25 protein-coding genes are annotated in these 25,743 nt (G+C 65.7%); 15 read left to right on the top strand and 10 right to left on the bottom strand.

Features of this window, described 5'->3' with window-relative positions; genetic code table 11:
- Positions 1-5: 5 nt before the first annotated feature.
- Genes QCE62_RS17075 through QCE62_RS17065 form a run of 3 tightly spaced genes read left to right on the top strand, consistent with a single transcriptional unit; the run spans position 6 to position 4,562 of the window.
- Positions 6-1,193, top strand: coding sequence for an efflux RND transporter periplasmic adaptor subunit (locus QCE62_RS17075; RefSeq protein WP_309920715.1), 1,188 nt, complete (start codon positions 6-8; stop codon positions 1,191-1,193).
- The gene (locus tag QCE62_RS17070) at positions 1,187-3,181 is read left to right on the top strand and encodes a MacB family efflux pump subunit (protein WP_309920713.1); all 1,995 of its coding nucleotides are present in this window, start codon (positions 1,187-1,189) and stop codon (positions 3,179-3,181) included. The genes QCE62_RS17075 and QCE62_RS17070 overlap by 7 nt, the downstream gene beginning before the upstream one ends.
- Before the next feature lie 7 nt (positions 3,182-3,188).
- Positions 3,189-4,562 carry an efflux transporter outer membrane subunit gene (locus tag QCE62_RS17065; protein ID WP_309920711.1) on the top strand — a complete coding sequence of 458 codons (1,374 nt, stop codon included), beginning with the start codon at positions 3,189-3,191 and terminating at the stop codon, positions 4,560-4,562.
- Here QCE62_RS17065 and QCE62_RS17060 read toward each other — a convergent pair.
- On the bottom strand, positions 4,559-5,065 hold the full coding sequence (locus QCE62_RS17060) for a MarR family winged helix-turn-helix transcriptional regulator (RefSeq protein ID WP_309920710.1): 507 nt from the start codon (positions 5,063-5,065) through the stop codon (positions 4,559-4,561). The genes QCE62_RS17065 and QCE62_RS17060 overlap by 4 nt on opposite strands.
- A 113-nt stretch (positions 5,066-5,178) precedes the next feature.
- On the opposite strand from QCE62_RS17060, the gene QCE62_RS17055 reads away from it, so the two are divergent.
- Positions 5,179-6,177, top strand: a complete 999-nt coding sequence (locus QCE62_RS17055; protein ID WP_309920709.1) for an ABC transporter substrate-binding protein — start codon at positions 5,179-5,181, stop codon at positions 6,175-6,177.
- Positions 6,178-6,181: 4 nt separating this feature from the next.
- Here QCE62_RS17055 and QCE62_RS17050 read toward each other — a convergent pair whose 3' ends face one another.
- Both QCE62_RS17050 and QCE62_RS17045 read right to left on the bottom strand, forming a co-directional pair.
- Positions 6,182-7,489 carry an MFS transporter gene (locus QCE62_RS17050; protein WP_409017865.1) on the bottom strand — a complete coding sequence of 436 codons (1,308 nt, stop codon included), beginning with the start codon at positions 7,487-7,489 and terminating at the stop codon, positions 6,182-6,184.
- Positions 7,486-8,685, bottom strand: coding sequence for a M20 aminoacylase family protein (locus QCE62_RS17045; RefSeq protein ID WP_309920707.1), 1,200 nt, complete (start codon positions 8,683-8,685; stop codon positions 7,486-7,488). Before QCE62_RS17045 ends, QCE62_RS17050 begins: the two co-directional genes overlap by 4 nt.
- Positions 8,686-8,811: 126 nt before the next feature.
- On the opposite strand from QCE62_RS17045, the gene QCE62_RS17040 reads away from it, so the two are divergent.
- Positions 8,812-9,735 (top strand): LysR family transcriptional regulator, encoded by a 924-nt coding sequence (locus QCE62_RS17040; protein ID WP_309920704.1) that lies wholly within the window; start codon positions 8,812-8,814, stop codon positions 9,733-9,735.
- Here QCE62_RS17040 and QCE62_RS17035 read toward each other — a convergent pair.
- Positions 9,732-10,670 carry a LysR substrate-binding domain-containing protein gene (locus QCE62_RS17035; RefSeq protein ID WP_309920701.1) on the bottom strand — a complete coding sequence of 313 codons (939 nt, stop codon included), beginning with the start codon at positions 10,668-10,670 and terminating at the stop codon, positions 9,732-9,734. The genes QCE62_RS17040 and QCE62_RS17035 overlap by 4 nt on opposite strands.
- Before the next feature lie 101 nt (positions 10,671-10,771).
- On the opposite strand from QCE62_RS17035, the gene QCE62_RS17030 reads away from it, so the two are divergent.
- On the top strand, positions 10,772-11,992 hold the full coding sequence (locus QCE62_RS17030; protein WP_309920698.1) for an MFS transporter: 1,221 nt from the start codon (positions 10,772-10,774) through the stop codon (positions 11,990-11,992).
- Positions 11,993-12,002: 10 nt separating this feature from the next.
- On the opposite strand, the gene QCE62_RS17025 is transcribed toward QCE62_RS17030, so the two are convergent.
- Complete coding sequence (locus QCE62_RS17025) at positions 12,003-12,203, bottom strand: hypothetical protein (protein WP_309920696.1); 201 nt, start codon at positions 12,201-12,203, stop codon at positions 12,003-12,005.
- Between the two features lie 357 nt (positions 12,204-12,560).
- Here QCE62_RS17025 and QCE62_RS17020 point away from each other — a divergent pair, with 357 nt between their 5' ends.
- The 4 genes from QCE62_RS17020 (at position 12,561) to QCE62_RS17005 (ending at position 16,272) form a co-directional block, all read left to right on the top strand.
- A complete protein-coding gene (locus QCE62_RS17020; RefSeq protein ID WP_309920693.1) occupies positions 12,561-13,697 on the top strand; it encodes an epoxide hydrolase in 1,137 nt (378 codons plus the stop codon).
- 276 nt (positions 13,698-13,973) lie between these two features.
- Positions 13,974-14,948, top strand: coding sequence for a ferritin-like domain-containing protein (locus QCE62_RS17015; protein ID WP_309920690.1), 975 nt, complete (start codon positions 13,974-13,976; stop codon positions 14,946-14,948).
- Positions 14,949-15,201: 253 nt separating this feature from the next.
- Positions 15,202-15,870, top strand: coding sequence for a hypothetical protein (locus tag QCE62_RS17010; protein WP_309920688.1), 669 nt, complete (start codon positions 15,202-15,204; stop codon positions 15,868-15,870).
- A 45-nt stretch (positions 15,871-15,915) separates the two neighbouring features.
- A complete protein-coding gene (locus tag QCE62_RS17005) occupies positions 15,916-16,272 on the top strand; it encodes a hypothetical protein (RefSeq protein WP_309920685.1) in 357 nt (118 codons plus the stop codon).
- Positions 16,273-16,282: 10 nt separating this feature from the next.
- Here QCE62_RS17005 and QCE62_RS17000 read toward each other — a convergent pair whose 3' ends face one another.
- The gene (locus QCE62_RS17000) at positions 16,283-17,530 is read right to left on the bottom strand and encodes an ABC transporter substrate-binding protein (RefSeq protein ID WP_404987398.1); all 1,248 of its coding nucleotides are present in this window, start codon (positions 17,528-17,530) and stop codon (positions 16,283-16,285) included.
- Positions 17,531-17,597: 67 nt separating this feature from the next.
- On the bottom strand, positions 17,598-18,842 hold the full coding sequence (locus QCE62_RS16995; RefSeq protein ID WP_309920682.1) for a DUF1479 domain-containing protein: 1,245 nt from the start codon (positions 18,840-18,842) through the stop codon (positions 17,598-17,600).
- A 93-nt stretch (positions 18,843-18,935) separates the two neighbouring features.
- On the opposite strand from QCE62_RS16995, the gene QCE62_RS16990 reads away from it, so the two are divergent.
- Positions 18,936-19,892, top strand: a complete 957-nt coding sequence (locus tag QCE62_RS16990; protein ID WP_309920678.1) for a helix-turn-helix domain-containing protein — start codon at positions 18,936-18,938, stop codon at positions 19,890-19,892.
- Between the two features lie 15 nt (positions 19,893-19,907).
- On the opposite strand, the gene QCE62_RS16985 is transcribed toward QCE62_RS16990, so the two are convergent.
- Complete coding sequence (locus QCE62_RS16985; RefSeq protein WP_309920676.1) at positions 19,908-20,951, bottom strand: AraC family transcriptional regulator; 1,044 nt, start codon at positions 20,949-20,951, stop codon at positions 19,908-19,910.
- Between the two features lie 309 nt (positions 20,952-21,260).
- Between QCE62_RS16985 and QCE62_RS16980 the strand changes: the two genes are divergently transcribed.
- From QCE62_RS16980 to QCE62_RS16970, 3 genes are all read left to right on the top strand, one after another.
- Entirely contained in the window at positions 21,261-22,094 is an 834-nt protein-coding gene (locus tag QCE62_RS16980; protein ID WP_309920673.1) for a class I SAM-dependent methyltransferase, read from the top strand.
- Positions 22,091-22,267 carry a hypothetical protein gene (locus tag QCE62_RS16975; protein ID WP_309920671.1) on the top strand — a complete coding sequence of 59 codons (177 nt, stop codon included), beginning with the start codon at positions 22,091-22,093 and terminating at the stop codon, positions 22,265-22,267. The genes QCE62_RS16980 and QCE62_RS16975 overlap by 4 nt, the downstream gene beginning before the upstream one ends.
- Positions 22,268-22,335: 68 nt before the next feature.
- Positions 22,336-22,467 (top strand): DUF3563 family protein, encoded by a 132-nt coding sequence (locus QCE62_RS16970; RefSeq protein ID WP_309920669.1) that lies wholly within the window; start codon positions 22,336-22,338, stop codon positions 22,465-22,467.
- 24 nt (positions 22,468-22,491) lie between these two features.
- Here QCE62_RS16970 and QCE62_RS16965 read toward each other — a convergent pair whose 3' ends face one another.
- A complete protein-coding gene (locus QCE62_RS16965; protein ID WP_309920665.1) occupies positions 22,492-23,340 on the bottom strand; it encodes an oxidoreductase in 849 nt (282 codons plus the stop codon).
- Between the two features lie 225 nt (positions 23,341-23,565).
- Entirely contained in the window at positions 23,566-23,799 is a 234-nt protein-coding gene (locus tag QCE62_RS16960; RefSeq protein WP_309812610.1) for an adhesin, read from the bottom strand.
- Between the two features lie 374 nt (positions 23,800-24,173).
- Here QCE62_RS16960 and QCE62_RS16955 point away from each other — a divergent pair, with 374 nt between their 5' ends.
- A complete protein-coding gene (locus QCE62_RS16955) occupies positions 24,174-25,709 on the top strand; it encodes an NADH-quinone oxidoreductase subunit M (RefSeq protein ID WP_309920662.1) in 1,536 nt (511 codons plus the stop codon).
- The last annotated feature ends 34 nt before the right edge of the window (positions 25,710-25,743 follow it).

The raw sequence follows: 25,743 nt of genomic DNA, 5'->3' as shown, positions 1-25,743 counted from the left end.
CATCGATGAGACACGCCATCAAAGCCTCCCCACGGGCCCTTGCTCTGCTCGCCGTCGCGCTGCTCGTGCTGCTCACGTTGTGGGCGCTGCTGTTCAGGACGGTCGAGCACGTCGATACCGTCGCGATCTCGCGCGGCGACATCCAGTTGAGCGTCACCGCGCTCGGCACCTTGCAGCCGCACAGTTACGTCGATATCGGCGCGCAGGCTTCCGGCGAAATCCGCCGCATCACGGTGCAGCCGGGCGATACCGTGAAGAAAGGCCAACTGCTGGTCGAGATCGATCCAAGCGTGCAGCAGGCCCGCTACGACGTCGATGCCTCCGCGCTCAAGAGCCTGCGCGCGCGCCTCGAAGGCGAGCAGGCGAAACTTGCGTTCGCGCAGCATCAGTACGAACGCCAGCGCCGCATGATGTCGGAAGGCTCGACGCGCGAGGAAGACCTGCAAAGCGCGCTGTCGGCGTGGCAGAGCGGCCGCTCGACGGTGGCCGACCTGACGGCGGAAATCGACGGCGCGCGCGCCACCTTGCAGGGCGACGAAGCCCAGCTCGGCTACACGAAGATCTACGCGCCGATGTCCGGCACCATCGTCACGCTCGATGCGCGCGAAGGCCAGACGCTCAACGCCACGTACCAGACGCCGATCATCCTGCGCATCGCCGATCTCTCGACGATGACAGTCTGGACGCAAGTCTCCGAAGCCGATGTGCTGAAGGTGAAGCCCGGCATGCCGGTCTGGTTCACGACGCTCGGCGCCGACACGCGCTGGAACGGCACGGTGCGCCAGGTGCTGCCCGCGCCGCCCAACACGGCCCCGCCGAGCGGCGGCGACCAGCAGGCCGCGCCGAACGCCAACGCGATCAACACCGGCAAGGTCGTGTCCTACACGGTGTTGTTCGACGTGAAGAACCAGGACAACCAGTTGCTGCCGCAGATGAGCGCGCAAGTGTTTTTCGTCGCGCAGGAAGCGCATGACGTGCCGCTCGCGCCCTTGTCCGCGCTCACCCCGGTGGCCGGTTCGAGCGACCGCTACCGCGCGCGGGTGCTGGCGGACGGCCGGGTCGTGACGCGTGACGTGCGCGTCGGAGTGCATGACCGGCTCAACGCGGAGATCCGCTCGGGCCTCGCGCCGGGCGAGCGTCTCGTCACCGGCATCCGGCGCGTGCGCGGCGCCGACGGGAAGTTCGAATGGTGACGCCGGCATCCTCGCCGCCGCATGACGCGCCGCTGATCGAACTGCGCGACGTCTGCAAGTCCTATGGCGGCGACGGCACCGAACCGCCGGTGCAGGTGCTGCGCGGTGTGTCGCTGTCGATTGCGGCGGGCGAGTTCGTTGCGATCGTCGGCGCGTCCGGTTCGGGCAAGTCCACGCTGATGCATATCCTCGGCTGCCTCGACCGGCCGTCGTCGGGGAGCTACCGCTTCGCCGGGCGCGATGTCGCGACGCTGTCCGCCGACGAACTCGCCTGGCTGCGCCGCGAGGCCTTCGGCTTCGTATTCCAGGGCTATCACCTGATCGCGACCGAATCCGCGCGCGAGAACGTGGAAGTGCCCGCCGTGTATTCGGGCGTGCGGCCGGAACAGCGCCGCGAGCGCGCCACCGGACTGCTCGCGCGGCTCGGGCTCGAACAGCGGCTCGATCATCGGCCGAACCAGTTGTCGGGCGGACAGCAGCAGCGCGTGTCGATTGGCCGCGCGCTGATGAACGGCGGCCACATCCTGCTCGCCGACGAACCCACCGGCGCGCTCGATTCGAAAAGCGGCACGGAAGTGATGGCGCTGCTCGCGGAACTGTCGGCGGCGGGACACACGATCATCCTCATCACGCATGACCGGCAAGTGGCCGCGCGGGCGCATCGGTCGATCGAGATACGCGACGGCTGCATCGTCGCCGATTCCCTAGACGCCACCGACAACCAGGCCGCGCCGAACCCCGCCGCGCTCGATGGCGCGTCGCTGCTGCGCTCGATGTCGAGCGGTTCCGCGCACACCGCGTCGTTCCTCACCGACGCGCACGAAGCCATGCGCGCCGCGTGGCGCGTCGTGTGGATCAACCGCTTCCGCACGCTGCTGACCTTGCTCGGCATCATCATCGGCGTGGCGTCGGTGATCGTGATGCTGGCGATCGGCACCGGCACGGAGCGCGAAGTGATCGCGAAGATGGCGAGCTTCGGCACCAACCGCATGTACGTGACGCCCGACGGACCGTCCGCGCATGCGCCGGGCGGCACGCTGTCCGTCGCGGACGTCGATCTCGTCTCGCACGTGCCGAACGTCGAATATGCGATGCCCTTCCTCACCGGCGGCGTCACGCTGCGCTACGGCAATGCGGACACGCGCACGTCGCTGTGGGCGGTCGGTCCCGAAGGCTCGCGCGTGCTGAACTGGAAGCCGGCGCGCGGCGTGTTCTTCAACGCGGAAGACGAGCGCCGGCTCGCGACGGTCGCGCTGCTCGGCAAGCGTCTGCGCGAGAAGCTGTTCGGCCCGGCCGATCCGGTCGGCAAGTACGTGCTGGTGAACAACACGCCGTTTCTCGTGATCGGCGAACTGGAAGAGAAAGGCGCGACCTCGGGCGACGCCGATGACGACGACGTGCTCCTCATCCCCTTCTCGACCGGCAGCCGCCGCGTGCTCGGCACGACGCATCTGTCGTGGATCTCGGTGCTGGTCGATCACATCGCGCAGTCGGAGCAGACCGCCACCGACATCGGGCGGGTGCTCGAAGGAGCGCATCATCTGCGCGACTTCCACGTCTACAACCGCGCGGCGTCGGTGAAGGCGCAGTCGGAGACACAGGACACGCTCACGCTGATGCTCGGGCTGATCGCGGGCATCTCATTGCTGGTGGGCGGCATCGGCGTGATGAACATCATGCTGATGACCGTGAAGGAACGCACGCGCGAGATCGGCATCCGCATTGCGACGGGCGCGCGGCAACGCGACATCCTGCGCCAGTTCCTCACCGAAGCGACGCTGGTCTCGGGCATCGGCGGCGCGCTCGGCGTGCTGGCGGGCGTGCTGATCGGCGCGGGCTTGATTGCGGCGAGCGTGCCGGCCATCTTTTCCGTGCGCGCGATCATCGGCGCGTTCGCGTGTGCGCTGCTCACCGGCCTCGTGTTCGGCTTCATGCCCGCGCGCAAGGCCGCGCGGCTCGATCCGGTCGTGGCGCTGGCCAGCGAATGAGGACGCCATGAGACGCTTCCTCTCCTTCGCATCCGTCACTGCCTGCGTGCTGCTGGCCGGCTGCCTGAGCCGGCCGCCCATCCCGCCCGCCGATGTCGCGACGCCCGCGACGTACCGCTATGCCATCGCAGGCGGACCGGAAGACGCCGTCACCGCCGACTGGTGGCGACGCTTCGACAACAACGAACTCGACCGCCTCGTCACGCAGGCGACGGCGCAAAACTTCGATCTGGCCGCCGCCGTCGCGCGGGTGAAACAGGCGCGCGCCAACGCGACCATCGCGGGCGCGGCGCTGCTGCCCGCGGTGAGCGGTTTCGCCGATGCCAGCCGCCAGGGCGGCTTCATGGTGAACAACCAGCTGCCGAGCGGGAGTGCGTTCGACCTGGGGGTGTCGGCGACATACGAGCTGGATTTCTGGGGAAAGAACCAGGCCACGCGCGACGCCGCCGTGGAGCGCGTGCGCGCCTCCGCGTTCGACCAGGCGACCGTCCAGATGACGCTCACCGCCGACGTCGCCGACAGCTGGCTGCAAACCGTCGCGCTGCGCGAGCGCGAGCAGATCGCGCAACGTAATCTGGAAACGGCGCGCGCGATCCTGCGCAATGTCGAGTCGCAATATCGCGCGGGTTATGTGACCGCGCTCGATGCCGCGCAGCAGCGCACGCTGGTGGCGTCGCAGCAGCGTGCGGCGGCCGCGTTGCATCAGCAGGGCAACGACAGCGAAGCGCTGCTCGCCACGCTGCTCGGCGTGCCCGCGACGGGGTTCACCGTGACGACGCGCACGCTGGATGCCGTCAACGCGCCGGGCGTCGATGCGGGCGTGCCCGCGTCCTTGCTGACGCGCCGTCCGGATATCGCGTATGCGGAAGCGCAACTCGCCGCCGCGCACGCCGACGTCGCCGCCGCGCGCGCCGCGATGTTCCCGAGCATCACGCTGAGCGCTTACCTTGGCACGGGCAGCGACCGCGCGCAGCGCATCTTCGACAATCCGCTCTACAGCGTGGCAGCGGGCCTGACCGCGCCGATCTTCGATGCCGGCGCGCTCGCCGCCGGGCGCGATCTCGCGCAGGCGCAGCAGGAGGAATTGCTGGCGGCGTACCGCAAGGCCATCGTGAGCGGGTTCGCGGATGTCGAGCGCGCGCTCAACGCCAGCAGCGGCGCCTATGCACAGACACGCGCGCAGGACGATGAGCTAAGCGAGGCGCGGCATACGCTGGAACTGGCGCAGAGCCGCTATCGCGCGGGCGCCGAAACGGCGCTCACCGTGCTCGATGCCCAGCGCACGCTGTACAGCGCCGAGGATGAACATGTGCAGCTGCATCTCGCGCGACTGCGCGCGGCGGTGGCGACGTATCGGGCGCTGGGCGGCGGGTGGCATTAGCCGGGCTCCGCTTCATCCGTCTGTTGCTCAATGCGATGAAGCAGCGTCGAAAACGTCTTGAGCAGATCGCCCTCGGGCATCCCTTCTTCACCGAACAGCCGCCGCTGCACGTCGATGGCAAGCGGCAGCGCCTTCCGCACCCGCGTCAGTCCTGTACGCGTCAGCTGCACGTTCTTCATGCGCACATCGACGCTGCTCGACGCCCGCTGCACCCAGCCCTTCGCTTCCAGCGTCTTGAGGATCTGCGAGAGCTGCATCTTGTGGATGTCGCTGGTGCGGCTCAGTTCGGCCTGTGACACCTCTTCGCCGTTCCGCGTGGCCCAGGCGATCAGCGTCAGCACCGTGAACTGGAGATGCGTCAGATCCAGCGGCGCCATGGCCCGGTCGATGGCCCGCTGGTAGCGATGAAACATGCGCCACAGCACGAAGCCGATGGCACGCTCGGGCGCGCCCAGCGACACGTTCGCGAACATCTCCTTCAGTTCGGTTCCCTTGATCTTCATCCCGGTCGCGCTCCGTCGTTCCTTGTGAAGAATATCTCACATACGCCAGCACTTGCACATGGTAAATATATTTACTACTCTGTTCCTCAAGCCCATCTCGAAGGAGACGCTTCATGAATCAGATACCGCTCGACATCGCATTCTGGAACTATGACCGCGTTCATGCATTGAGGGATGGCACGGTCGGCATCGAGGGGGTGGAGGCGCGCTATCACACCGAGCGCATCGTCACGCGGATTTTCGAGGGCATGCTTCGTGCGCGGCGCTTCGACGTCGCCGAGCTCGGCGTGACCTATCTTCTGCGCGCGATCGATTCAGGCGAGGACCTGCTCGCGCTTCCGGTGTTCCTGAACCGGTGCTTTCGCCATTCGGCCATCTACGTGAACAAGGCGAGCGGCATTGAGAGCCCGGCGGATCTGGCGGGCAAGCGGATCGGCGAACTGGCGCTCTATGGACACGACGCGGGCGTCATGGCGAAGGGCATGCTGTCCGACGAACATGCCTTCGACCCGGCGCAGTGCCGCTGGCTGATAGGCGGCATCGACTTTCCGATGGACCCCATCGATTTCGTGGAAAGGCCTCATCCGGCGGGTATCGAAGTGGAATGGGCGTCGAAGGAAGTCGATCTGGGGCAACTGCTCGAAGCGGGCGAGATCGACGCGCTGATTTCCGCCGACATCCCCGCATGCGTGCTGCGAGGTTCGCCCAACGTAGGCCGGCTCTTCGAAAACTTCGTGGAGATGGAAAACGACTACTTCGCGCGCACGGGCATCTTTCCGATCATGCATACGGTGGCGCTGCGCCGTTCACTGGTGGAGGAACAGCCGGAGATCGTGAAGGCCATCTATCGCGGGTTCTGCCTTGCAAAAGACGCCGCCCGCGAAGCATTGAGGAAGGGCATGACCTTCAACAACATGGCGACGATGGTGCCCTGGCTCACCGATCTCATGCAAAGCAACCTGAAGCAACTCGGCGACGACTGGTGGCCCTACGGCATCGAGCGCAACCGCAAGGCGCTCGATGCCATCCTGCGTTATCACCACGAGCAGCGGCTCACCCGCCGGCGTCATACGATCGAAGATCTCTTCGTGCCGTACCTTCTGGCGACCTGACTCTTCAGTCGAGCGCCTTGCCGCCCGTCTCCTCGAACATCGAGACGGCGATCAGCGAGATCAGCACGCAGCCGATCATGTACCACGCGGGCGCCATCTTGTTGCCCGTCGCGCGGATCAGCCACGCCGCGACCAGTTGCGCGGTGCCGCCGAACGCCGATACGGCGATCGCATACGCGCTCGACATGTAGCCCGCGCGCAGATGCTTCGGGAAGTTCTCCGGCATCAGCGCATAGGCGGGCGCGGAGCCCATCGTGTAGCACAGCATCAGCACGATCAGCGCGGCGAGCACGACCGGCAGCGACGGAAAATGCGTCATCACCCAGAAGGCCGGATACAGCAGCACGATCAGCGCAACGCGTCCGATCAGCGTCAGCGGCTTGCGCTTGCCCATGCGGTCCGACCACGCGCCGTAGATCGGGCACATCACGAGCGAGATCACGCTGGACGCGACACCCGCGAGCATCGACATCTTCGCCGGCAGTCCGAGGTACTGGATGCAGTACGTGGGCATGTAGTACATCATCACGTACGTCGACACCGACATGCCCATGATCGAGAAGATCGTCAGGAACCAGTTGCGCACGTAGAGGCCGCGCTTCGGATCCTCACGCGTGGCGACCGCCTTCGCGGCAGGCGGCTCTTCCTGGATGTGTCGGCGCAGATAGATGCCGACCGGCGCGATCAGCGTGCCCATCAGGAACGGAATGCGCCAGCCCCAGCTGTGCATGGTTTCGTCGGAGAGCAGGAAGCCGAGGCTCGCCGCGAGACCCGAGCCGAGCAGCGCCGCCGCGCCCTGGCTCGCCAGCTGCCAGCTCGCGCGGAAGCCGCGGCTCGCCGTGCCGCCCATTTCGAGCAGCGTGGCCGTGGCCGCGCCGAATTCACCGCCCTGCGCGAAGCCCTGCACGAGACGCGCGACCACGATCAGCAACGGCGCGGCCAGCCCGATCTGCGCGTACGTCGGCGCGAGGCCGATGGCCACCGAACCGAGCGCCATCAGCAGGATGGTCAGCGTGAGCGCGGGCTTGCGGCCGGCGCGATCGGCATAACGGCCGAGCACGAAGCCGCCGAGCGGACGCATCACGAAGCCGACCGCGAACACCGCGAACGCGAGCAGCGACGACGTCACCGGATCGTTCGACGGAAAGAACTGCCGGCCGATGGTCAGCGCGAAATAGCTGTAGACCGTGAAGTCGAAGAACTCGAGCAGATTGCCGATGACCGCCGCGAAGACGATCTTGCGCTGCTGCGCGGGCGACATCTGCACGTCATGCGCGCCCGCGCTGGAAAGCGATTGCGTCGTGGCGTTCATGCGCGGTCCTGGCTGAGGAAACGTTCGACGAGCCGCGTCCAGAAGGCCGCGCCCACCGTGAGGTTGTCGTCGTTGAAGTCGTAGCGCGCGTTGTGCAGCATCGGCTGGCCTTCGCCGTTGCCGAGCCGCACGAAGCAGCCGGGCACCTTCTGCAGGTAGAACGCGAAGTCCTCGCTGCCTGCGATCGGCGGAAACGGCGAGATGATCTTCTCCGGCCCGACCAGCTCTTCCGCGACCTGACGCGCGAATTCCGTCTCGGACGCGCTGTTGACGAGCACCGGATAGCCGCGGATGAAATCGATCTCGACGGTCGCGCCATACGCCTGCGCCTGCGCTTCCACCAATGCACGAATGCGCTGCTCCAGCGTCGCGCGCACCGTGGGCGAGAACGAGCGCACGCTCATTTCGAGCGTGGCGTCTTCGGGAATCACGTTGGCCGCGAAGCCCGAACGGAACGAGCCGACCGTGACGACCGCCGCCTCGTTCGGATCGACATTGCGCGCGACGATGGTCTGCAAGCCCATCACGATGCTGCTGCCGACCACCACCGGATCCACCGCGAGATGCGGACGCGCCGCATGGCCGCCCCGGCCGACGATGCGCAGCTTGACCGTGTCGCAGGCCGCCATCAGCGGGCCGGCGCGAAAGCCGAAGGTGCCGGTCGCGACGCCCGGATGATTGTGCAGACCGAAAATGGCTTCACAGGGGAAACGCTCGAACAGGCCATCGGCGATCATGCGTTCCGCGCCGCTGTCCGAACCGGCTTCCTCGGCGGGCTGGAAGATCAGGTGGACGGTGCCGTCGAAATTGCGCGTCTTCGCGAGATGCTGCGCCGCGCCCAGCAGGACGGTAGTGTGGCCGTCGTGGCCGCATGCGTGCATCTTGCCGTCGTGGACGCTCGCGTAGGGCAGACCGGTCTGCTCCTTGATCGGCAGCGCGTCCATGTCGGCGCGCACGCCGACCGTGCGCTTGCTCGTGCCGGCCGAAAGCGACGCCACCAGCCCATGTCCGCCCACATTGCGGGTCACCGCATAGCCCCAGGCTTCGAGCTTCTCGGCCACAAATTGGGACGTTGCCGCTTCTTCGTACGACAGCTCGGGATGCTGGTGGATGTGATGACGGATTTCGTCGAGTTGCGGGCGGGCGTCGGCGAGATCGGCGAGTTCGCAGAAATGCTGTTCGTGGGCTTGATTCATGGCGCGGGGCTCCTCCTGTTATGGCTGCGCGGAAGTCATACGGCGAGTATTGCACCGACGAAAAACTCGACCGATGACTGCAACGCGTCCAAAATGTTGCCTTCAAGTCAACAATGGACGGACGAAGTGAGCGATTCGATCGAGGATATCGGCGAGCGTGCACTGCGTTATCTCGCCGAAATCGCCGCGACTGGCGGCGTGCGGATGGCGGCGGAAACGCTGGGCGTGAATCCGTCGGTGATCAGCCGGCAGATTGCGGCGCTGGAGCGGCGGCTGCGCTTCCCGCTGGTGGAGCGGCGCGGACGGCATGTCGTGGTGACGGAAATCGGGCAGGTGCTGATCGAGCATTACCGCGACGGCCAGCGGCGTCAGCGCGACCTCGCCGCGCGGCTGGAGGAATACCGGCACCTGCGGCGCGGCCGGGTGGCGCTGGGCGTCGGCGAAGGGTTCATCGGCAATCTGATTGCGCGCGCGCTGCAACGCTTCTCGATGAAATATCCGGACATTCTGGTGGAGATCCGCTCGGGGCCGACGCCCGCCGTGCTCTCGATGGTGCGCGACGATGCCGTGGACATCGGCCTCTCCGCCCGTTCCGCCGATGATCCCGCCATGCGCATGCATCCGTTCGCCGCGCGCCCGCTGTGCGCGGTGGTGGCGCCGACGCACCGCTTCGCCTCGATGCCGAAGGTGCCGCCCGCCGAACTGGAGGGCGAACGGCTCATTTTCATGACCGAGGCGTTCGGCGTGCAGCAATTCGTGCAGTCCCTGCTCGACGATGTGCGCCTGACGGTGATCCCGGCCTATCGCGTGGATTTGTTCAACACGGCGCAGACGCTCGCGGCGGCGGGACTGGGCGTGGCGTTCATGTCGTCGATCACGGCGCGGCGCGGCATCGACCTGGGCGAACTCGTGGCGGTGCCGATCGATCATCCGATCGCGACGGGCTTCGCCAGCCAGATGATGACGCGCGTCGGGCGTCGGTTGTCGCCTGCGGCGGATCACCTCTGGAAGCAGCTTGCGCAGAGCTTTCTGGAGGAGAAAGTGCGTTAGGGCGTCACCGCGTGACGTGACGCCTGCTCCCGGATCCATCCCTCGAACGCCATCACGGCGTCATCGTCCGCACGCTCGGCGTTCACGACCAGTGTGTAATCCGGCGCGCGCCACACCGGCCCCGCGAGCGGACAGACGAGACGTCCGGCGGCCATGTCGCGTTCGATCAGCGGCAGCGACGCCAGCGTCACGCCGAGCCCTTCCGACGCCGCGCCCAGTTGCAGGAAAACGTGATCGAAGTCGAGATGATGCGCGCCCTGCAGGCCCGGCGCACCCGCCGCGCGCAGCCAGTCGGACCACGCCGTGCGCGTGCTGGTGGAATGCAGCAGCGTGTGGTGGCGCAGATCGGCGACGGTATGAATCGGATGGCTCAGCAGTGTGGACGGACTGCACGCGGGCAGGCGGACATCGGGCATCAGTGTGCTGGAGTGCAGGCCGCTGGCTTCCTCCGGACCCGAGCGCACGCCGATATCGAAGGCATCGCCGACATAGCGCAGCCTGCGCGACGTAGTGGACAGCCGCACGTCGATATCCGGATAACGCGCCAGGAAATCGGCGAGGCGCGGGATCAGCCAGCACAGCGCGAAGCTCGCCAGCGCATTGACGCGCACGACGCCCGTGATCCGGCGAGTGATCGATTCGTGGCGCAGCCGCGTGACCGAACTGCTCAGGCGCGCGAACGCGCCGTTGACGTCATTGAGCAAGGCCGCGCCTTCGTCTGTAGGCACGACGCCGCGCGAACGGCGCTCGAACAGCGGCACGCCGAACCAGTCCTCCAGCAGGCGGATCTGCTTGCCGACCGCCCAGTGCGTGACGTGCAGCTCTTCCGCCGCAGCGGCGAAGCTGCCCAGGCGTGCAACGGCCTCGAAGTGCCGCAAGGCATTCAGCGGCGGTAGCTTGTCGGGGTCTTTCGAGGTGCGTCCGTGCGTGCTCATGAGGTGACTTTTTTTCCCGTCTCACCCGATTTTACGTCAGTTGCCGGGCGTTTCTGGGCCACCTAGACTCGAAGGCTCGGAACCATCACGCTCATCGAAGCATGCGACTCTTTTCTTTCTCTTCCCCGGTCACGCGCGCGGCTGACGAACGCGGCCAGCCGGGCGTCGAAACGCGCAAGCGCGTCCTGTGGCTTTCCTGCGTGGCCCATGCGCTGCACGACGGCTACACCGACATGATCTACGCCCTGCTGCCGGTCTGGCAGGCGGACTTCGGCCTGGGCTATGGCGCGCTGGCCATCCTGCGGGGCGTGTACGCCGGCACCATGGCGACGCTCCAGCTACCCGCCGGACGTCTCGCGCGTACATGGGGCACGCGCGCGACGCTCGCCTGCGGCACGCTGCTGGCCGCGCTGGGTTATGCGGTCGCGGGGCTGTCGGGAACGCTGCCGGGCTTGTGCGTGGCGCTGGCTGTCTCGGGGAGCGGCTCGAGCACGCAACATCCGCTGGCCTCGGGCGCCGTCTCGCGCGCCTATGGACGCCAGGCGCGCGGCCCGCTGAGCGTCTACAACTTCGCCGGCGACCTCGGCAAGTCCGCGCTGCCGGCGGCCATCTCGCTGCTCATCACGGTCATGCCGTGGCGGCACGCACTCTGGGCGATGTCGTGCATCGGCATGCTGGTCGCCGCAGTCATTGCACTTTTTCTCCCGTCGATCCCGCGCAGCGCCGCCGTTGTCGAAGAGCCCGCGCCGCAGGCCGTGCAGGGCGCGCGTTCGGGCTTCTCGCTGCTGCTCACCATCGGCGTGCTCGATACCGCCGTGCGCATGGGCCTGCTGACCTTCCTGCCCTTCCTGCTGAAAGCCAAGGGCATCTCCCCGGCGATGATGGGCACGGCGCTCGCGCTGGTGTTCATCGGCGGAGCGGCGGGGAAGTTCGTGTGCGGCTGGCTCGGTGCGCGCATGGGTCCGATCGGCACCGTGCTGGCCACCGAAGGCGGCACGGCGGCGCTGATTCTCGCCGTGATCTTTCTGCCGCTCGCGCCCGCGCTCGTCGTGTTGCCGCTGCTCGGGCTGATGCTCAACGGCACATCGTCCGTGCTGTATGGAACGGTGCCGGAACTCACGCCGGTGGAACGCACGGAGCGCGCCTTCGCGCTGTTCTATACCGGCACGATCGCGTCGGGCGCGCTCGCGCCGGTGGCTTATGGGCTGCTTGGCGACCGCATCGGCGTGCAGGACGCCACGATCGCGACCGCGCTGACGGCGCTGGTCATCGTGCCGGTCGCGCTGATGCTGGGGCGGCATCTGCGCGAGACGGGCAGCTAAAGGAAGAGACTCAGAGCGACGGCGCGGCGTCGAGCAGCATTCGCACGGGGACATCTGGCCGGACTCGCACGGCCAGCCGCAGCGCTTCGGCCTGACTCGCCGTGACGACGACGAAACAGCCATCGCCGTGCGCAAATTCGATACGCCATCCCGCGCAGGGACGGGGGCGAACGACTGTCTCGGAGATGTCGAAGCCTTCGGTGGTGACCACGGTCGATCGAATCCCGGCGCGTTTCAGTGCTTGTGATTGTGCCATGCATGGCCGTATCTTCTCGACGCTTCAATGAAGCCGGACAAGGCTTTCATCAAAGTTCATGCGCCTTTTTACCGCGACCTTTCGGCAAAAGGTCGACAGAGATCGATTCCGCCGCGGACATCGCTCGCATCGCTCCGAAAAGAACCAGCACTGAAGCGTTCAGGACGCTCATCGTGGGAACAGCCATTGCGGACGGGCACATCCAAGCCATGTCTTCCCATTCATGAGAGATCACGATGACCTGTTGCCGATCATGGCGTTCCCGGCGTAAGTTCAGTGCGCACCTTCCCGTGCTTCCCCAAGGAGACTCCGATGAACGATTTCAAGGTCGACTGGACCGCGGCAGGCTTTGATCAACTTCGCCGTAAAGTCAGGGACGTTTCCCTTCCTGCTCTTCCACAGGAGAATGGCTGGTCTTACGGCTGTGATCCGGCCTACCTGAGATCCTTTCTCGACTTCTGGGCCGACGAGTTCAGCCTCGACGCCTGCGTACGCGAACTGAATCGCTTCCCGCAGATCATGGCGCGGGTCGATGATCTGGATATCCACGCCATCCATGTGATCGGCGAGGCGCGCGGAACCAACCCGCTCCTGCTGCTTCACGGCTGGCCCGGCTCGGTCGTCGAGTTCCGCGATGTCATCGAGCCGCTGGCTTTTCCGTCACGGTTCGGCGGCAGCGCAAGCGACGCATTCGATCTCGTCATTCCATCGCTGCCGGGTTTCGGATTCAGCGCGAAGCCGGCCTCGCCGATCGGCGCGCGGACGACCGCCGGCATCATGAACACACTCATGCAGCAACTCGGCTACGACCGATATCTGGCGCAAGGCGGCGACTGGGGTTCGGGAATCGCCGCGTGGCTGGGGATCGAGCATCGTGCGGCCGTCAAGGGCATCCACTTGAACTACGTGCTCGTCCATCCCGATGCCCAGCCGCAAACCGACGAAGAACGCGAATGGAAAACCAAGGTCGAGCGCACGCAACAGACACTCGGCGCGTACGCGCAGCTTCAGGGGAGCAAGCCCGCGTCGCTGGCCTATGCGATGCATGACAACCCGGCTGCGCAGGCGGCATGGATACTCGAACGGTTCCACGACTGGTCGGATCGGCGGGAAAGAAGCTTTGAAGAGATCTTCCCGAAGGAGCGGCTGCTCGCCAATATCCTCGTCTACCTGATGAACGATGCCTTTGCGTCCTCGACGAACTTCTATCTCGGCAGCTGGATGGAAGGCGTCCGGCAAATGCCGTCGGGGCATACCGTCGATGTCCCGACCGCGGTGACCTGCTACCCGGATCCGCGCATGCCCGCGCCGCCGCAGAGCTGGGTGCGCAAGGGCTACGATCTCAGGCGCTGGAACGTAGCGCCGCAAGGCGGACACTTCGCCGCGATGGAAGCACCTGCGTTCTTTGTCGAGGACTTGCGGGGCTGGTTGAACGATTCACGCCGATAGCGAGTCAGCCAGCGAGCGCCAACGAACGCGCCTTGGAATCGGCGTTCGATACCGACTACCGCATCCCGGCTCCGGTAAAGGTACGCGAATTGGTGAACGAAGTGAAAGCATCTGTTACGGCGCGCATCTGGTTGGAGACCGCTTCTCGTATCGCCCGATGAGCGGTACGAGCTGAGCGCGAAAGCTCATGTTGCAGGTCCGCTCTCCCGCGGCGTGCGTTCATCCCGATTCGGACTGAACACACGCCGTCCAACGATCAGAACCAAGGAGATGGACATGGCAGACAATGCTTCGATCACCGACGTACTCGAGCGGCGCGTCGAACGGCGCGAGAAACGGCGCCAGTTCTTTCGCAGCGCGGGCGGTCTCGGCTTGGGGCTCGTGGGCGGCACCATTCTCGGCGCATGCGGGGGCGGCTCGGGCGATAACGCCAACGCGGCAAGCGGCCCGACCGACGCTGAGATTCTCAACTTCGCGCTGAACCTCGAATATCTCGAAGCGACCTTCTATGCCTATGCGACGACCGGGGCCGGCCTGCCTGCGAATCTCATGAGCGGAACCGGCACGCCCGGCAAGGTGATTCCGGGTCAGCAGGTGTCGTTCTCCGATCCCGTCGTGGCCGCCTATGCACGGGAGATCGCGAAGGATGAACTCGAACACGTGGCCTTCCTGCGCACGGCGCTGGGCACGTCGGCGGTGGCCATGCCCGCGCTCGACGTGGGCGGCACGGATCCCAATGGCGCGTTCTCGCTCGCGGCGCAGGCTGCGGGCCTTGCGCCCGCTGGCACGCCGTTCAACCCCTATCTGAACGACAATAACTTTCTGCTCGGCGCGTTTATCTTCGAAGACGTCGGCGTCACGGCCTATAAAGGCGCTGCGCCGCTCATCACCAACAAGACCTATCTCGAAGCGGCCGCCGGCATTCTGGCGGCGGAGGCTTACCACGCGAGTCTCGTGAGGACCGTGCTGTACTCGAAAGGCATCCAGACGCCGAGTCTCGTGAGTGCAACGCAGGCCATTTCGGATGCACGCGACTCGCTTGATTCATCGAGTGACGTGGACCAGGGCATCGCCGGCGTGAACGCGGATATCTCCAACATCGTGCCGCTCGATAACAACGGCATCGCCTTCAGCAGAAGTTATGACGACGTGCTCAACATCGTCTATCTGAACAAGGGCGCGGTGACGCAAGGAGGGTTCTTTCCTGCCGGCGTCAACGGCACGCTTCACATGAGCAGCGCTTTCGCCTAAAACGAAGTCAATGGCCTGAACGTCCGGTCGCGACGGCTCCAAGTCCTCTCGCGATCGGACATCAAACCTTGGAGGTTCTTCATGCGCGATTTGTCTGCGGGTGCATGGCGTTTCCGCATCCGGCTCGTCCTGGGCGTCTCATTCCTGCTCACGGGTGTGGCGCTGCAATTGCTCCACTCACGGTGATCTCTGCTGCACTGATCGTCTTTCAATCTTCACTTGAATTCATTCATCGGGAGGAACACACGTTTTGATGATCCGTCGATTCGATCGGCCTGTTGTTATCGGTGTGAGCGTGACGGCCCTGGTCGTTGCGCTCGCAGGCGTGTGGCTCAAACACGATGCGCCACGCGTGGACGATCAGATGAACTCTTCACGGCAACGCGGGGCGGTGTCGGCGGGGGCGGTGCGGGAGCAGCCTGTTCCCGCAGCTCCGATTGCGCCAGCGCCGGGCGCGGCCGTTGACGCGCGGGACGAAAGCAAGAGCACACCCGAAGCAGACCGGCCTCCTGCAGAAGCCAAACCGGCTCCGGAGACGAAGAGCGCACGTTCGGATCACGTAGCCAGCACGAAAGCACACGCCAAACGGTCCGCGCAGCTGCGCAATGAAATAGCGCAAGCGCACAAGCCGACCGTCTCCCGGCCTCCCGCTGATCCGCTGCCCGTCAATGAGCCTCCAGCGGCCGAGACAGCAAAGCCTGACGCAGCGCAGAGCGAGCAAGCTGTGTCCGCAACGCCGGCACCGCCTGAACCGGCGCGTTCTGCACCCACAGCCGATACCTCGACAGGTCCCAAAACCCGCAAGCAAGTGGAAGACGAACTGCGCGCCGCGAGGAACAGCGGCGCCCTGCCCCGTTTCGGCAATCCCGATCCGGCTGGACCCGGCGGTTCGCCGGGCAACCTCAGCCGATCATCCGAGTAGGCGAGGTTCTTCCCGCATCCGGCACACCGCTTCGCTCGTATTCAAGTGAAGAACCCAGGCGCTCTTTCACTGCTTTGGGATCGGTCGCAGGAACAACATCAGGAGATCGCCATGAACCATTCAAGCGCTTCCAGCAGGGTCCTTATCATCGGTGCGGGCGCATTGATCGCGCTCGCTTCATCCGTCGCACTTGCGGGAGGCAACGGCAACGGCGGAAACGGCAGCGGCGGCTCGCATGGCGCCGCGACGGCCGGAATGACCTATCACAGCGAGCCCGTGTCGAGCCCATGGAATCGCGTGCCGGGCGACATGAGCATGAGCAGCAGCGCTCGCCAGCGTGACAACGATGCATCGACCACCGCAAGCCGCGACATGCGCCAAGCGCCGAAATCCACCGAGTAAGTGCAGCGCGCTATTTCACCTTCGCCGCAGCGGCCAGCTTCCGCACGCCCTCCTTCGCATCCTCGTTCGAGTTCATGAAGGTGGTCACGACGTCGGTGATCGCGCCCGCCGTCACCGGCGATTGCAGTTCGCCGAACGCAAGCGACGGGAAAAAGCTGCCCGACTTGAGCGTCGCCTGCTCGTCGGCGCGGGACTTCTTCGCGCAACTGTCGAACTTGTCCATCGGCACATCCAGCCTGACCGGAATCGATCCCTTGTTCAGGCTGAACTGTTCCTGGAACCCGGGCGACATGATCGTCCGGGCCATCGCCAGCTGCCCTGGCGTAGCGTCCTTCTTGCCGTTCTGCTGGAAGAACACGAAGGCATCCGCCGTGTACGTGAAGGCCTGCGCCGTGCCCGGCGCGGGCGCGCACACGAAATCGGCATCCGCCTTCTTGTTCGCGTTCAGGAACTCGCCCTTCGCCCAGTCGCCCATGAACTGCATGCCGCCCGAGCCGGAGATCACCATCGCTGTCGCGAGGTTCCAGTCGCGGCCGTGATAGGCCTTGTCGAAGTAGCCGCGGATCTTCTGCACGGTCTCGAAGACCTGCACCATCTGCGGCGAAGTGAGCGTCTTCTGATCCAGATCGATGAGCGCCTTGCGATAAAAGTCCGCGCCCTGCGACAGCACGACCGTCTCCCAGATCGTCATGTCCTGCCACGGCTGGCCGCCGTGCGCGACCGGCGTGATGCCCGCTGCGCGAAACTTGTCGGCCAGCGCGAAGAACTCCGGCCACGTGTTTGGCGGCTGGCCGCCTACCTTGTCGAGGTCGGCCTTGTTGATCCACAGCCAGTTGATCCGATGCACCGAGAACGGCACGGCCACGTAGTGACCGTCCGCTTTCATCCCCTGATCGATGGGCGCGGGCAGATGACTCTTCCAGTCGGAGGCGGCCTGATCGATCGTGACGAGCACGCCCTGGTCGGCCCAGTCCTGAATCAGCGGCCCCTTGATCTGCGCCGCCGATGGCGCGTTGCCCGAGATCACCTGCGTCTTGAGCGCCGTCATCGCGGCCGTGCCGGACCCGCCTGCCACCGCGAAGTCCTTCCACTCGTAGCCCTGCTTGCTCATGTCGTCCTTGAGCACGCGGATCGCCTTCGATTCGCCGCCCGACGTCCACCAGTGCAGCACCGAAAGCGCTTCCGCCGCGTGTCCCGCCTGCATGCCCGCGATGAGCAGTGCGGCTGCCGCCGCCATCGACGTCAAGTGTCGTTTCATTCCAGTCTCCGAAGTATTTTTATGGATGCAACGCAATGCAACGCCATGCAACGCTCAAGCCGCCGGACTACAGGTCGAATCCGAGTTGCGACCGGCCGAGCGGCGTCAGATCGTCTGCCGTGGCACGGCCGATGAAGTCGGTTTCGAAGTGATCGGCGGGAAAGTCGGGCGGGCTCTCGCCCTTCAGGAAGCTCGGCCGCTGACGCCTGAGATACGCGTCGTTCTTCGCGCACGCGGGCGCCGACGCGATGTACATCACGTTGCTGTAGCCCGCGCCCTTGTGCTCGTCCTCGACCGCGTGAATCACGTCGCTGTGCCAGAACACGGTGTCGCCGGCCTCCATCTTCGGGATCGACGACAGCGCCTCGAACAGCGGCGCATGAAACTCTGGCCGGATGGAGAGCGCGCGACCGGGCATCGCGCCGCACAGGTCGTCATCGGCGACATCGTCCTGAAGCGCGCGCAACAGAATGTACGCCATGGCGTTGGCGATGGGCACGAGTTGCAGCGTGCCGTCGCCCGGACCTTGCGGCGTCAGCGCGGTCCAGCCCTGGAAGGTGCGGAACATCGAGCACACGGCCGGCGAAGCAATCTCCTCCACGTCGGTGCGATGCGCGGCGTCGAAGGCATCGTAGGCGCGCCAGTTGCCCGCGAACACGTGCCGATAGACCTTGCGGAAATTGCCTTCGATCCAGCGTTCGACGGAGCCGCCGTCGCAATGCGCCGAGAGCCCAAGCGATGCCGAACCCGGCGGCCTGCGCCGCAAGCGGTCGGCGTAGACAGGCACGCGCGAAGGATCGAAATGCACGCGCCCTTCGCTCTCGTGACGCCATAACCCGTTGAGAAAGGTGCGCGCTTCGGTCAGCGCTTCCGACTGGCGCGCCAGCACTTGCGGCTTTGACCAGTACACGCCATAGATCTGCGGCTTGCTGGATGCCAGTTGACCGAAGTACTTGTCTTCGGCGCGGTGTTCGAGACGCTGGTCGAGATGATTGCGCTCCACGTACGCCGCGATGTCGTCGTCCCAGCCCTGCACCAGCGCCCGCGGAAAGACGCCGCGGATCACGCACGCGCCGCGCGCTTTCACGAGCGCGATGTGCGCATCGGAGACGCGTTTCGCGGCGATGTCGGCGTACTGGATTTCGGGGATGACGTTCTCGCCGCGACCGCGCTGTGCAGCGATCCTCCGTGCTTCCTCGCTGATGGCTTCCTCGACTTCCGCGAACACCTCGCGATAGTTCGGCAAGGCCGCGCGTAACTCCTTTTTGGCCTGACGGATCGCGCCCGGCAAGTCGTCGATATGCAGCGCCATGATCGTCTCCGTGTGAATAGCCTGAGCGCAAGCATATGACGCACGCCAAAACCTCGGTGATACTATTCAGGCAATCTCTTCGCGTATCCGGTCATGAAACCAGCCTACGAACACGTGGAGTTCGGCGAGGATTGTTCGGTGCGGGTATACCATCGGCGGCTGCCGCGCATACCGTTCGAATGGCACCATCATCCCGAGTACGAGCTCACGCTCACCATGAACAGTCACGGCAAGCGTTATATCGGCGATGCCGTCGATGACTACGCCGCGCAGGATCTCGTGCTCGTGCCGCCGGACTTGCCGCATACGTGGTCGTCGAACAAGTCCGTCGAGCCTTCCGCGCCGCAGGTGGCCATCGTCATCTGGTTCGACGGCGACTGGGCGCGGCGCATGGCGGATTGCTGCCGCGAATACGAGCCGCTGCGCAGGCTGTTGCGCCGCGCCGCCTGCGGACTGGCCTTCGAGCCGCCTGCGGGCGAATGGATGCGCGGCCGCCTGGAACCGTTGTTGTCGCACGTGGCGCGCGAACGCCTGAGCGCCGCACTCGACATTCTGTGCACCCTCGCCGATGCTCCCGGCCGGCCGCTCGCCTCGCCAAGCGCCTTCAATCAGACCGATACCGGCCCGTCCGGCCATGAGCCCGAGCGCATCAACCGGGTGCTGTCTCTCATCGACGCACGCTTCGCCGAGCCCTTGCGGCTCGCCGACCTGTGCGCGGCGGCGAGCCTCTCCGAACGCACGCTCACGCGCTACTTCGTGCAACACATCGGCGAGAGCGTCGGGCGGTATATCGCGCGGGTGCGCATCGGTCATGCATGCCGGATGCTCGGCGACACATCCCTGCCCATTTCCGTGATCGCCACCCGTTCGGGATTCGCGAACGTGGCCAACTTCAACCGGCAGTTCAAGGCCGCGAAGCTGACGACGCCGGCTGAGTATCGGCGGCGTTTTGCGACTGAACGTGCTGCAACGCAGGATGAAGAGGCTCGTCTGATGGAACGGTCGCCGTCGCTGCAACGCACGTCGAAGCAACGGCGCGAGCGCGCATGAAGCCACGCATGAGCTTTATGCAGCGATGCCGTCGGATGCCGTTCCGTCGATCACGCCCTTGCCCTGGCTGCGCCGCCAACTCGCGGGCGGCATGCCGAACTGGCGCTTGAACGCCCGGTTGAACGCCGCCTCCGAGTCGTAGCCGACACGCTCGGCCACCGCCGCGATCGAGTGCGGTCCGGACAGCAGGTCTTGTGCTGCGACTTGCAAGCGCCAACTGCCGAGATACTGCATGGGCGCCTGCCCGAGCAGTTGCGTGAAGCGTTGCGCAAACGCGGAGCGGGACAGGCCGACGCGGCGCGCGAGTTCATCGACGGTCCAGTCATGGCCGGGCTGTGCGTGCAGCGCGGCCAGCGCCTTGCCGACGAAGCGGTCGCCGACACCCGCGAGCCAGCCGCGCCGGTCGGCGGGCATCGCGGTGATGCAGCGCCGCACGGCCTCGACGAACAGCAGTTCCGACAGCCGCGCCAGCACCGTTGCACTGCCGGGCCGCCATTCGGCCGCCTCCGCCGCGGCAAACTTCAACGACGATTCGAGCCACGCCGAGTGCGGATCGTTGCGCATGTCGACCTTGAACAGACGCGGCAACGACGACAGCACCGGATTGGCGAGCATGTCGTCGCATGCGAGAAAGCCGCAGATGATGCGCGTGGCCTCTGCTGCCTGCGTCACATTCGCTCGATCCGGCTGGTCCGGGCCATAGCTCAGACGCATCACTTCGCCGGGCGAGGTTTCCAGATATCTCGCCACCATCACATCCGCCGACACCGGCGCGAGTTCGAGCGAACTGCCCATCAGATGCGCTTCGCCTTGCGGAACCACGAGCAGTTCGCCCGCATCGACACGCATGGCCGTGGCAGGGTCATCGGTCAGGGAGGCCCAGCAACTTCCCTCCACGATCAGGTGATACGACACGACGCGCTCGGCACGCGGCAGGAAGGTCGCGCACAGCGCCGGCGACACGTGACCGATCACGCACCACGGCGCAGTGAATTCGGCATTCAGGTATACCGCGCCGCTGAGACGCAGCAGCCGGAGAACATCGGAAAGCGCATCCATGAGCAGTCCAGGATCCGGCGTCCTGCGCAAGACATCTGGACGCACGGTCATTCATAAAATTCGCCCGCGCGCCAATACTTCTCTTCACGCGATGCCTCTTCGACAAGAGGTTAAGCGCACCGGACCGAAACGCCAACCCGCAACTGCGGGGGATGCCCGCAAACGGTCGCCGCTTGCGGCGAAAGCAGGCGGCGCGGTCCGTCGACGATGAAGGAAGTGCCGAAGACAAAGCACCGTGGGCATGCGCATCGCCCGCAGGTTCGAGTCGTCGGGCGGCCTTCGCTCAACTCATTCATCAGGAGTCACGACATGTCCGCAGTCGCTTCCGCTATCTCGTCCGTCACCGATCTCTCCGCGGTCAAGAGCCGTCAACAAGCCGCCTGGTCGACGGGCAACTACGCCGTCGTCGGCACGACGTTGCAGATCGTCGGCGAAGCATTGTGCGAGGCGCTCGACTTGCGCGCGGGCAGCCGCGTGCTGGACGTCGCGGCGGGCAACGGCAACGCGACCCTCGCCGCCGCGCGACGCTGGTGCGAGGTCACGTCCACCGACTACGTCGCGTCCCTGCTCGATGCAGGCCGCGCGCGGGCGCAGGCCGAAGGACTCGACGTGCATTTCGAGCAGGCCGATGCCGAAGCGCTGCCGTTCGATGACGCCTCGTTCGATGTCGTGATGTCCACCTTCGGCGTGATGTTCACGCCCGACCAGGAACGCGCTGCGAGCGAACTGATGCGCGTGTGCAGGTCGGGTGGAAAGATCGGGCTGGCGAACTGGACGCCCGACAGTTTCATCGGACAGGTGTTCAGGACGATCGGGAAGTACATCGCGCCGCCTGCGGGCGTGAAGTCGCCCGCGCTATGGGGCACCGAGGCACGCCTTGCGGAACTGTTCGGCGGCCATGAGGCCCGCATCTCGGCGATGAGCCGGCAGTTCGTGTTCCGCTATCGCTCGGTGGCGCATTTCATCGATGTGTTCCGCACGTACTACGGTCCGATGAACAAGGCGTTCGCCGCGCTGGAAGGGGAACGGCAAGCCGCGTTTCTGCGCGACCTGACGGCGCTGATCGACAGCCGCAACTGCTCCGGCGACCGGACGCTCGTGTTGCCCAGTGAATATCTCGAAGTGGTGGTGGAACGAACATGATCCTGCTCAAACGTCATCTGTTCGCGGCGCCGGCCGTCTGCACGCAACTGGCTTCGCTCGTGTTCCTCGCGAGGCTTCGCTATGGCTCTGTGCTGGTCGCGCTGCCGCTGTGCTCGTCGATGTGCTTCTTCGCGTTTCGCTTCGTGCTGTCGGTGTATGGCGTAGCGGTCTGACGATGCGCGCCTTGCCTGACTAGGCACTCCGGCAAGGCGCGCAGCGACATCATCGTTCGGAGGAACGCGTGATCTTCTATCTCTACCTGCTGTTTGAAAAAGCGCTCGATCTCGCCGAGCACGGGCGCCGCGATTCGTATCTGCGCGACGCCGTCGATATCGCCGAACTCGAACGCCGCATGCGCTCGTTCGATGACTAAACGACGCGCGCAGAGGTTGACGTCTTACTCGGGATCGAAGTCCGCCGATAGGCTCAGCTCGCGCAGGCCTTCGATGTCCTGCACGACCTGATGCAGCCGCCCGACCACCGCGTCATGGCCCCATGCGCCCAGCACGAGGTGGCGCGGCGCCTCGGCGTTGTTGGCGATCGAGATCATCGCCTCGCCGGCGCGCACCGGATCGCCGGCCTGGGTGCCGCTCGTCGCGCGAGTGCCTGCCTGGCGCTTGCCGGCGGTGTCCGCGTAGTCGTCGATCCGCGTCACGGTCTGACGCAGCGAACGGCCCGCCCAGTCGGTGCGGAACGGGCCCGGCTCCACGCAGGTCACGCCGATGCCGAGCGGCGCCACTTCGGCGCGCAGCGAATCCGACCAGCCCTCGACCGCATGCTTGGACGCCGCATAGTAGCCAGAGCCCGGAAAGCCGATAAACCCCGCCACCGAACTGATGTTGATGACGTTGCCGCTGCGCTGCGCGCGCATGACCGGCAGGACGGCGCGCGTCATCGCGAACAGGCCGAAGACATTGGTATCGAACTGCTCGCGGATCTCGGCTTCGACGCCTTCCTCGGCCGTGGCCTGATAGCCGTAGCCGGCGTTGTTCACGAGCACGTCGATGCGGCCGAACTTCGCGCGGGCCGCCGCCACGGCCGCTTCGATGTCCGCTGAGCGGGTGACGTCGAGCGCCAGGGCCAGCACGCGGTCTTCCGCGCCGCGCGCGAGTTCGGCGAGGCTCGACGCATCGCGCGCCGTCGCCACGACGCGCCAGCCTCGCGCGGCGATCAGGCCGGCGAGTGCGCGGCCAAAGCCGGTCGAGCAGCCGGTGATGAACCAGACAGGAGTTTGGGAGGTTGACATGAGGTGTTCCGGGTAGGATCCCGCCGCGGCAGGATGTGGACAGAGCCCGCCGGGACGCAGGAGCGCTACGGCACGGCTTCAGACCGATAGCTTATGAAGCTCGCCGGCCGGCAAAAAGAGCCCCGTCCTGGATACACCTGTCAGCGAAACGGGCTAATAGACGCGCCGCACCGCGCCACGTCAGCAAAGAGAAAGGGATTGAAAGCAAAAACCGAAAGCCGCTTGTCAGCGAGCGCGCTCCGCCGACCCCATCACCAGGCATTGCGCCCTGAACGCTTCCCCCTGGCTGCTGGCGGCCGCATGGCTCAAGCCCTTGCCGAGCGCGTCGAATTCGACCTGCGAGGCGTGGCGGACACAAGATGCGCTATCGACGTCACGGCCCTGCGCGTGCAGCGCGGTGCGATCGGCGACCAGATAGGCAACGAGCGCAAATACAGCAATGTTGAATGCTTTTTTCATGCGTGTCTCCTTGGCTCTAGGCTAAGGGCCAGACTTGGAGAGGCAAATCAGGGCAAGCCCGGAGACGCCATGCGCCCCGTGCAGCAAACGATTGCGCCGCCTCATGCCGACCTCGTACCCGATGTCAACGCCATGCCGCGCAATGAACTTGATACGCGGCAAATTCCACGAAATTATTTCTTTTGAGTTATCCTCGTTAACCCTAGGCAACAGGCTTTCATTTTCATTTCATACGCGCGCGAGGCCTTTCCTTACGCGCAACTTTCCCGCCCGTCGTCCATCAAGCCGCCGCGCAGTCCGTCGCGAGCCCGCCTCACCGCGTGCCCGCCGCGTTTTTTTGCCCGATCCAAAGCAACCCGATCTAAAGCAACCGTATGCATCTGCCGTCCGTTCTCAGCTTTCTAATCTGGATCCCCGTGGTGTCCGGCATCTTCGTGCTGACCTTCAGCGCGTCGGCCACGCTGTCGCGAGCCGTCGCCCTGTTCGGCGCGGTGCTCGGCATCCTGCCGCTGGTCCCGCTGCTCGCCCACTTCGATGCCTCCTCCAGCGCCATGCAGTTCGTCGAGCAGATCGACTGGCTGCCGCAGTTCGGCATCTCGTACCATCTCGGCGTGGACGGCATCTCGCTCTGGTTCACGGTGCTCACCGCCGTCACCACGCTCATCATCTTCATCGCGTCGTGGCAATCGGTGACGAAGCAGGTGGCGCAGTACTACGGCGCGTTCCTGGTGCTGTCCGGCTGCATGCAGGGCGTGTTCGCTTCGCTCGACGGCATGCTGTTCTTCGTCTTCTTCGAAGCCTCGCTGATCCCGCTGTATCTGCTGATCGGCACCTGGGGCGGCGGCGAGCGGCGCGTCTATGCAGCGCTGCGCTACTTCCTGATCTCGCTGGTCGGCTCGCTCGCGATGCTCGCCGCGCTCGTCTACCTGTGGACGCAGGCGCACAGCTTCGACATCGAGGCCTGGCGCGCGCTCAAGCTCGACTTCACGCCGCAGGTCGTGATCTTCCTGTGCTTCGTCGCGGCCTTCTCGGTCAAGGTGCCGATGTGGCCGGTGCATACCTGGCTGCCCGACGTCAACGCGGAAGGCCCCACGGGCGCGGCCGTGCTGCTCGGCATGCTCAAGGTGGGCGGCTATGGCCTGATGCGCTTGGTGCTGCCCATCGTGCCCGACGCGTCGCACTTCTTCGCCCCCGCGATGATCACGCTGGCGCTGGTCGCCGTGATCTACGGCAGTCTCGTGGCGCTCGCGCAGACGGACATGCGCAAGCTGCTCGCGTATTCGTCGGTGGCGCACATGGGTCTCGTGACGCTCGGCCTCTTCACCTTCGACCGCCTCGGCACCGAAGGCGCGGTCGTGCAGATGCTGTCGTACGGCGTGGTCTCGGGCGCGATGCTGCTGTGTACCGGCGTGCTGGTCGACCGCACCCGCAACGGCTCCATTGACGCTTACGGCGGCGTCGTCAACACCATGCCGAAGTTCGCGACCTACGCCGTGCTGTTCTCGATGGCCAATGTCGGCCTGCCGGGCACGTCCGGTTTCGTCGGCGAGTTTCTGGTGCTGATGGGCGCGATCCGCCTGAACTTCTGGATCGGGGCGATTGCCGCGACCACCTTGATTCTGAGCGCGGCCTACACGCTGTGGATGGTCAAGCGCGTGATGTTCGGCGCGGTCCGCAACGAGCGCGTGGCCTCGCTGCGCGACCTGGGCAAGCGCGAGTTCGTGCTGTTCGGCGCGATGGCGGTGCTGGTGCTGGGCATCGGCGTGCATCCGAAGACCTTCACGGACGCGATCGGTCCTTCGGTCGAGCATTTCCTCTCGGCGGCTCAAGGCTCGTCCCTTCCGGACGATGCCGGCGCGGCCTCGTACAACGCGCACAGCGTGGCCGAAACCGAGCGCCAGCCCGGCTAAGCTTTCCGACGCGCGGGCGCCCTGCCCGCGCGCG

The organism is Caballeronia sp. LZ033, from assembly GCF_031451265.1.
Lineage (GTDB): Bacteria > Pseudomonadota > Gammaproteobacteria > Burkholderiales > Burkholderiaceae > Caballeronia.
The sequence above is the reverse complement of the archived record's forward strand: the minus strand, read 5'-3'. Positions and strand labels throughout refer to the sequence as shown.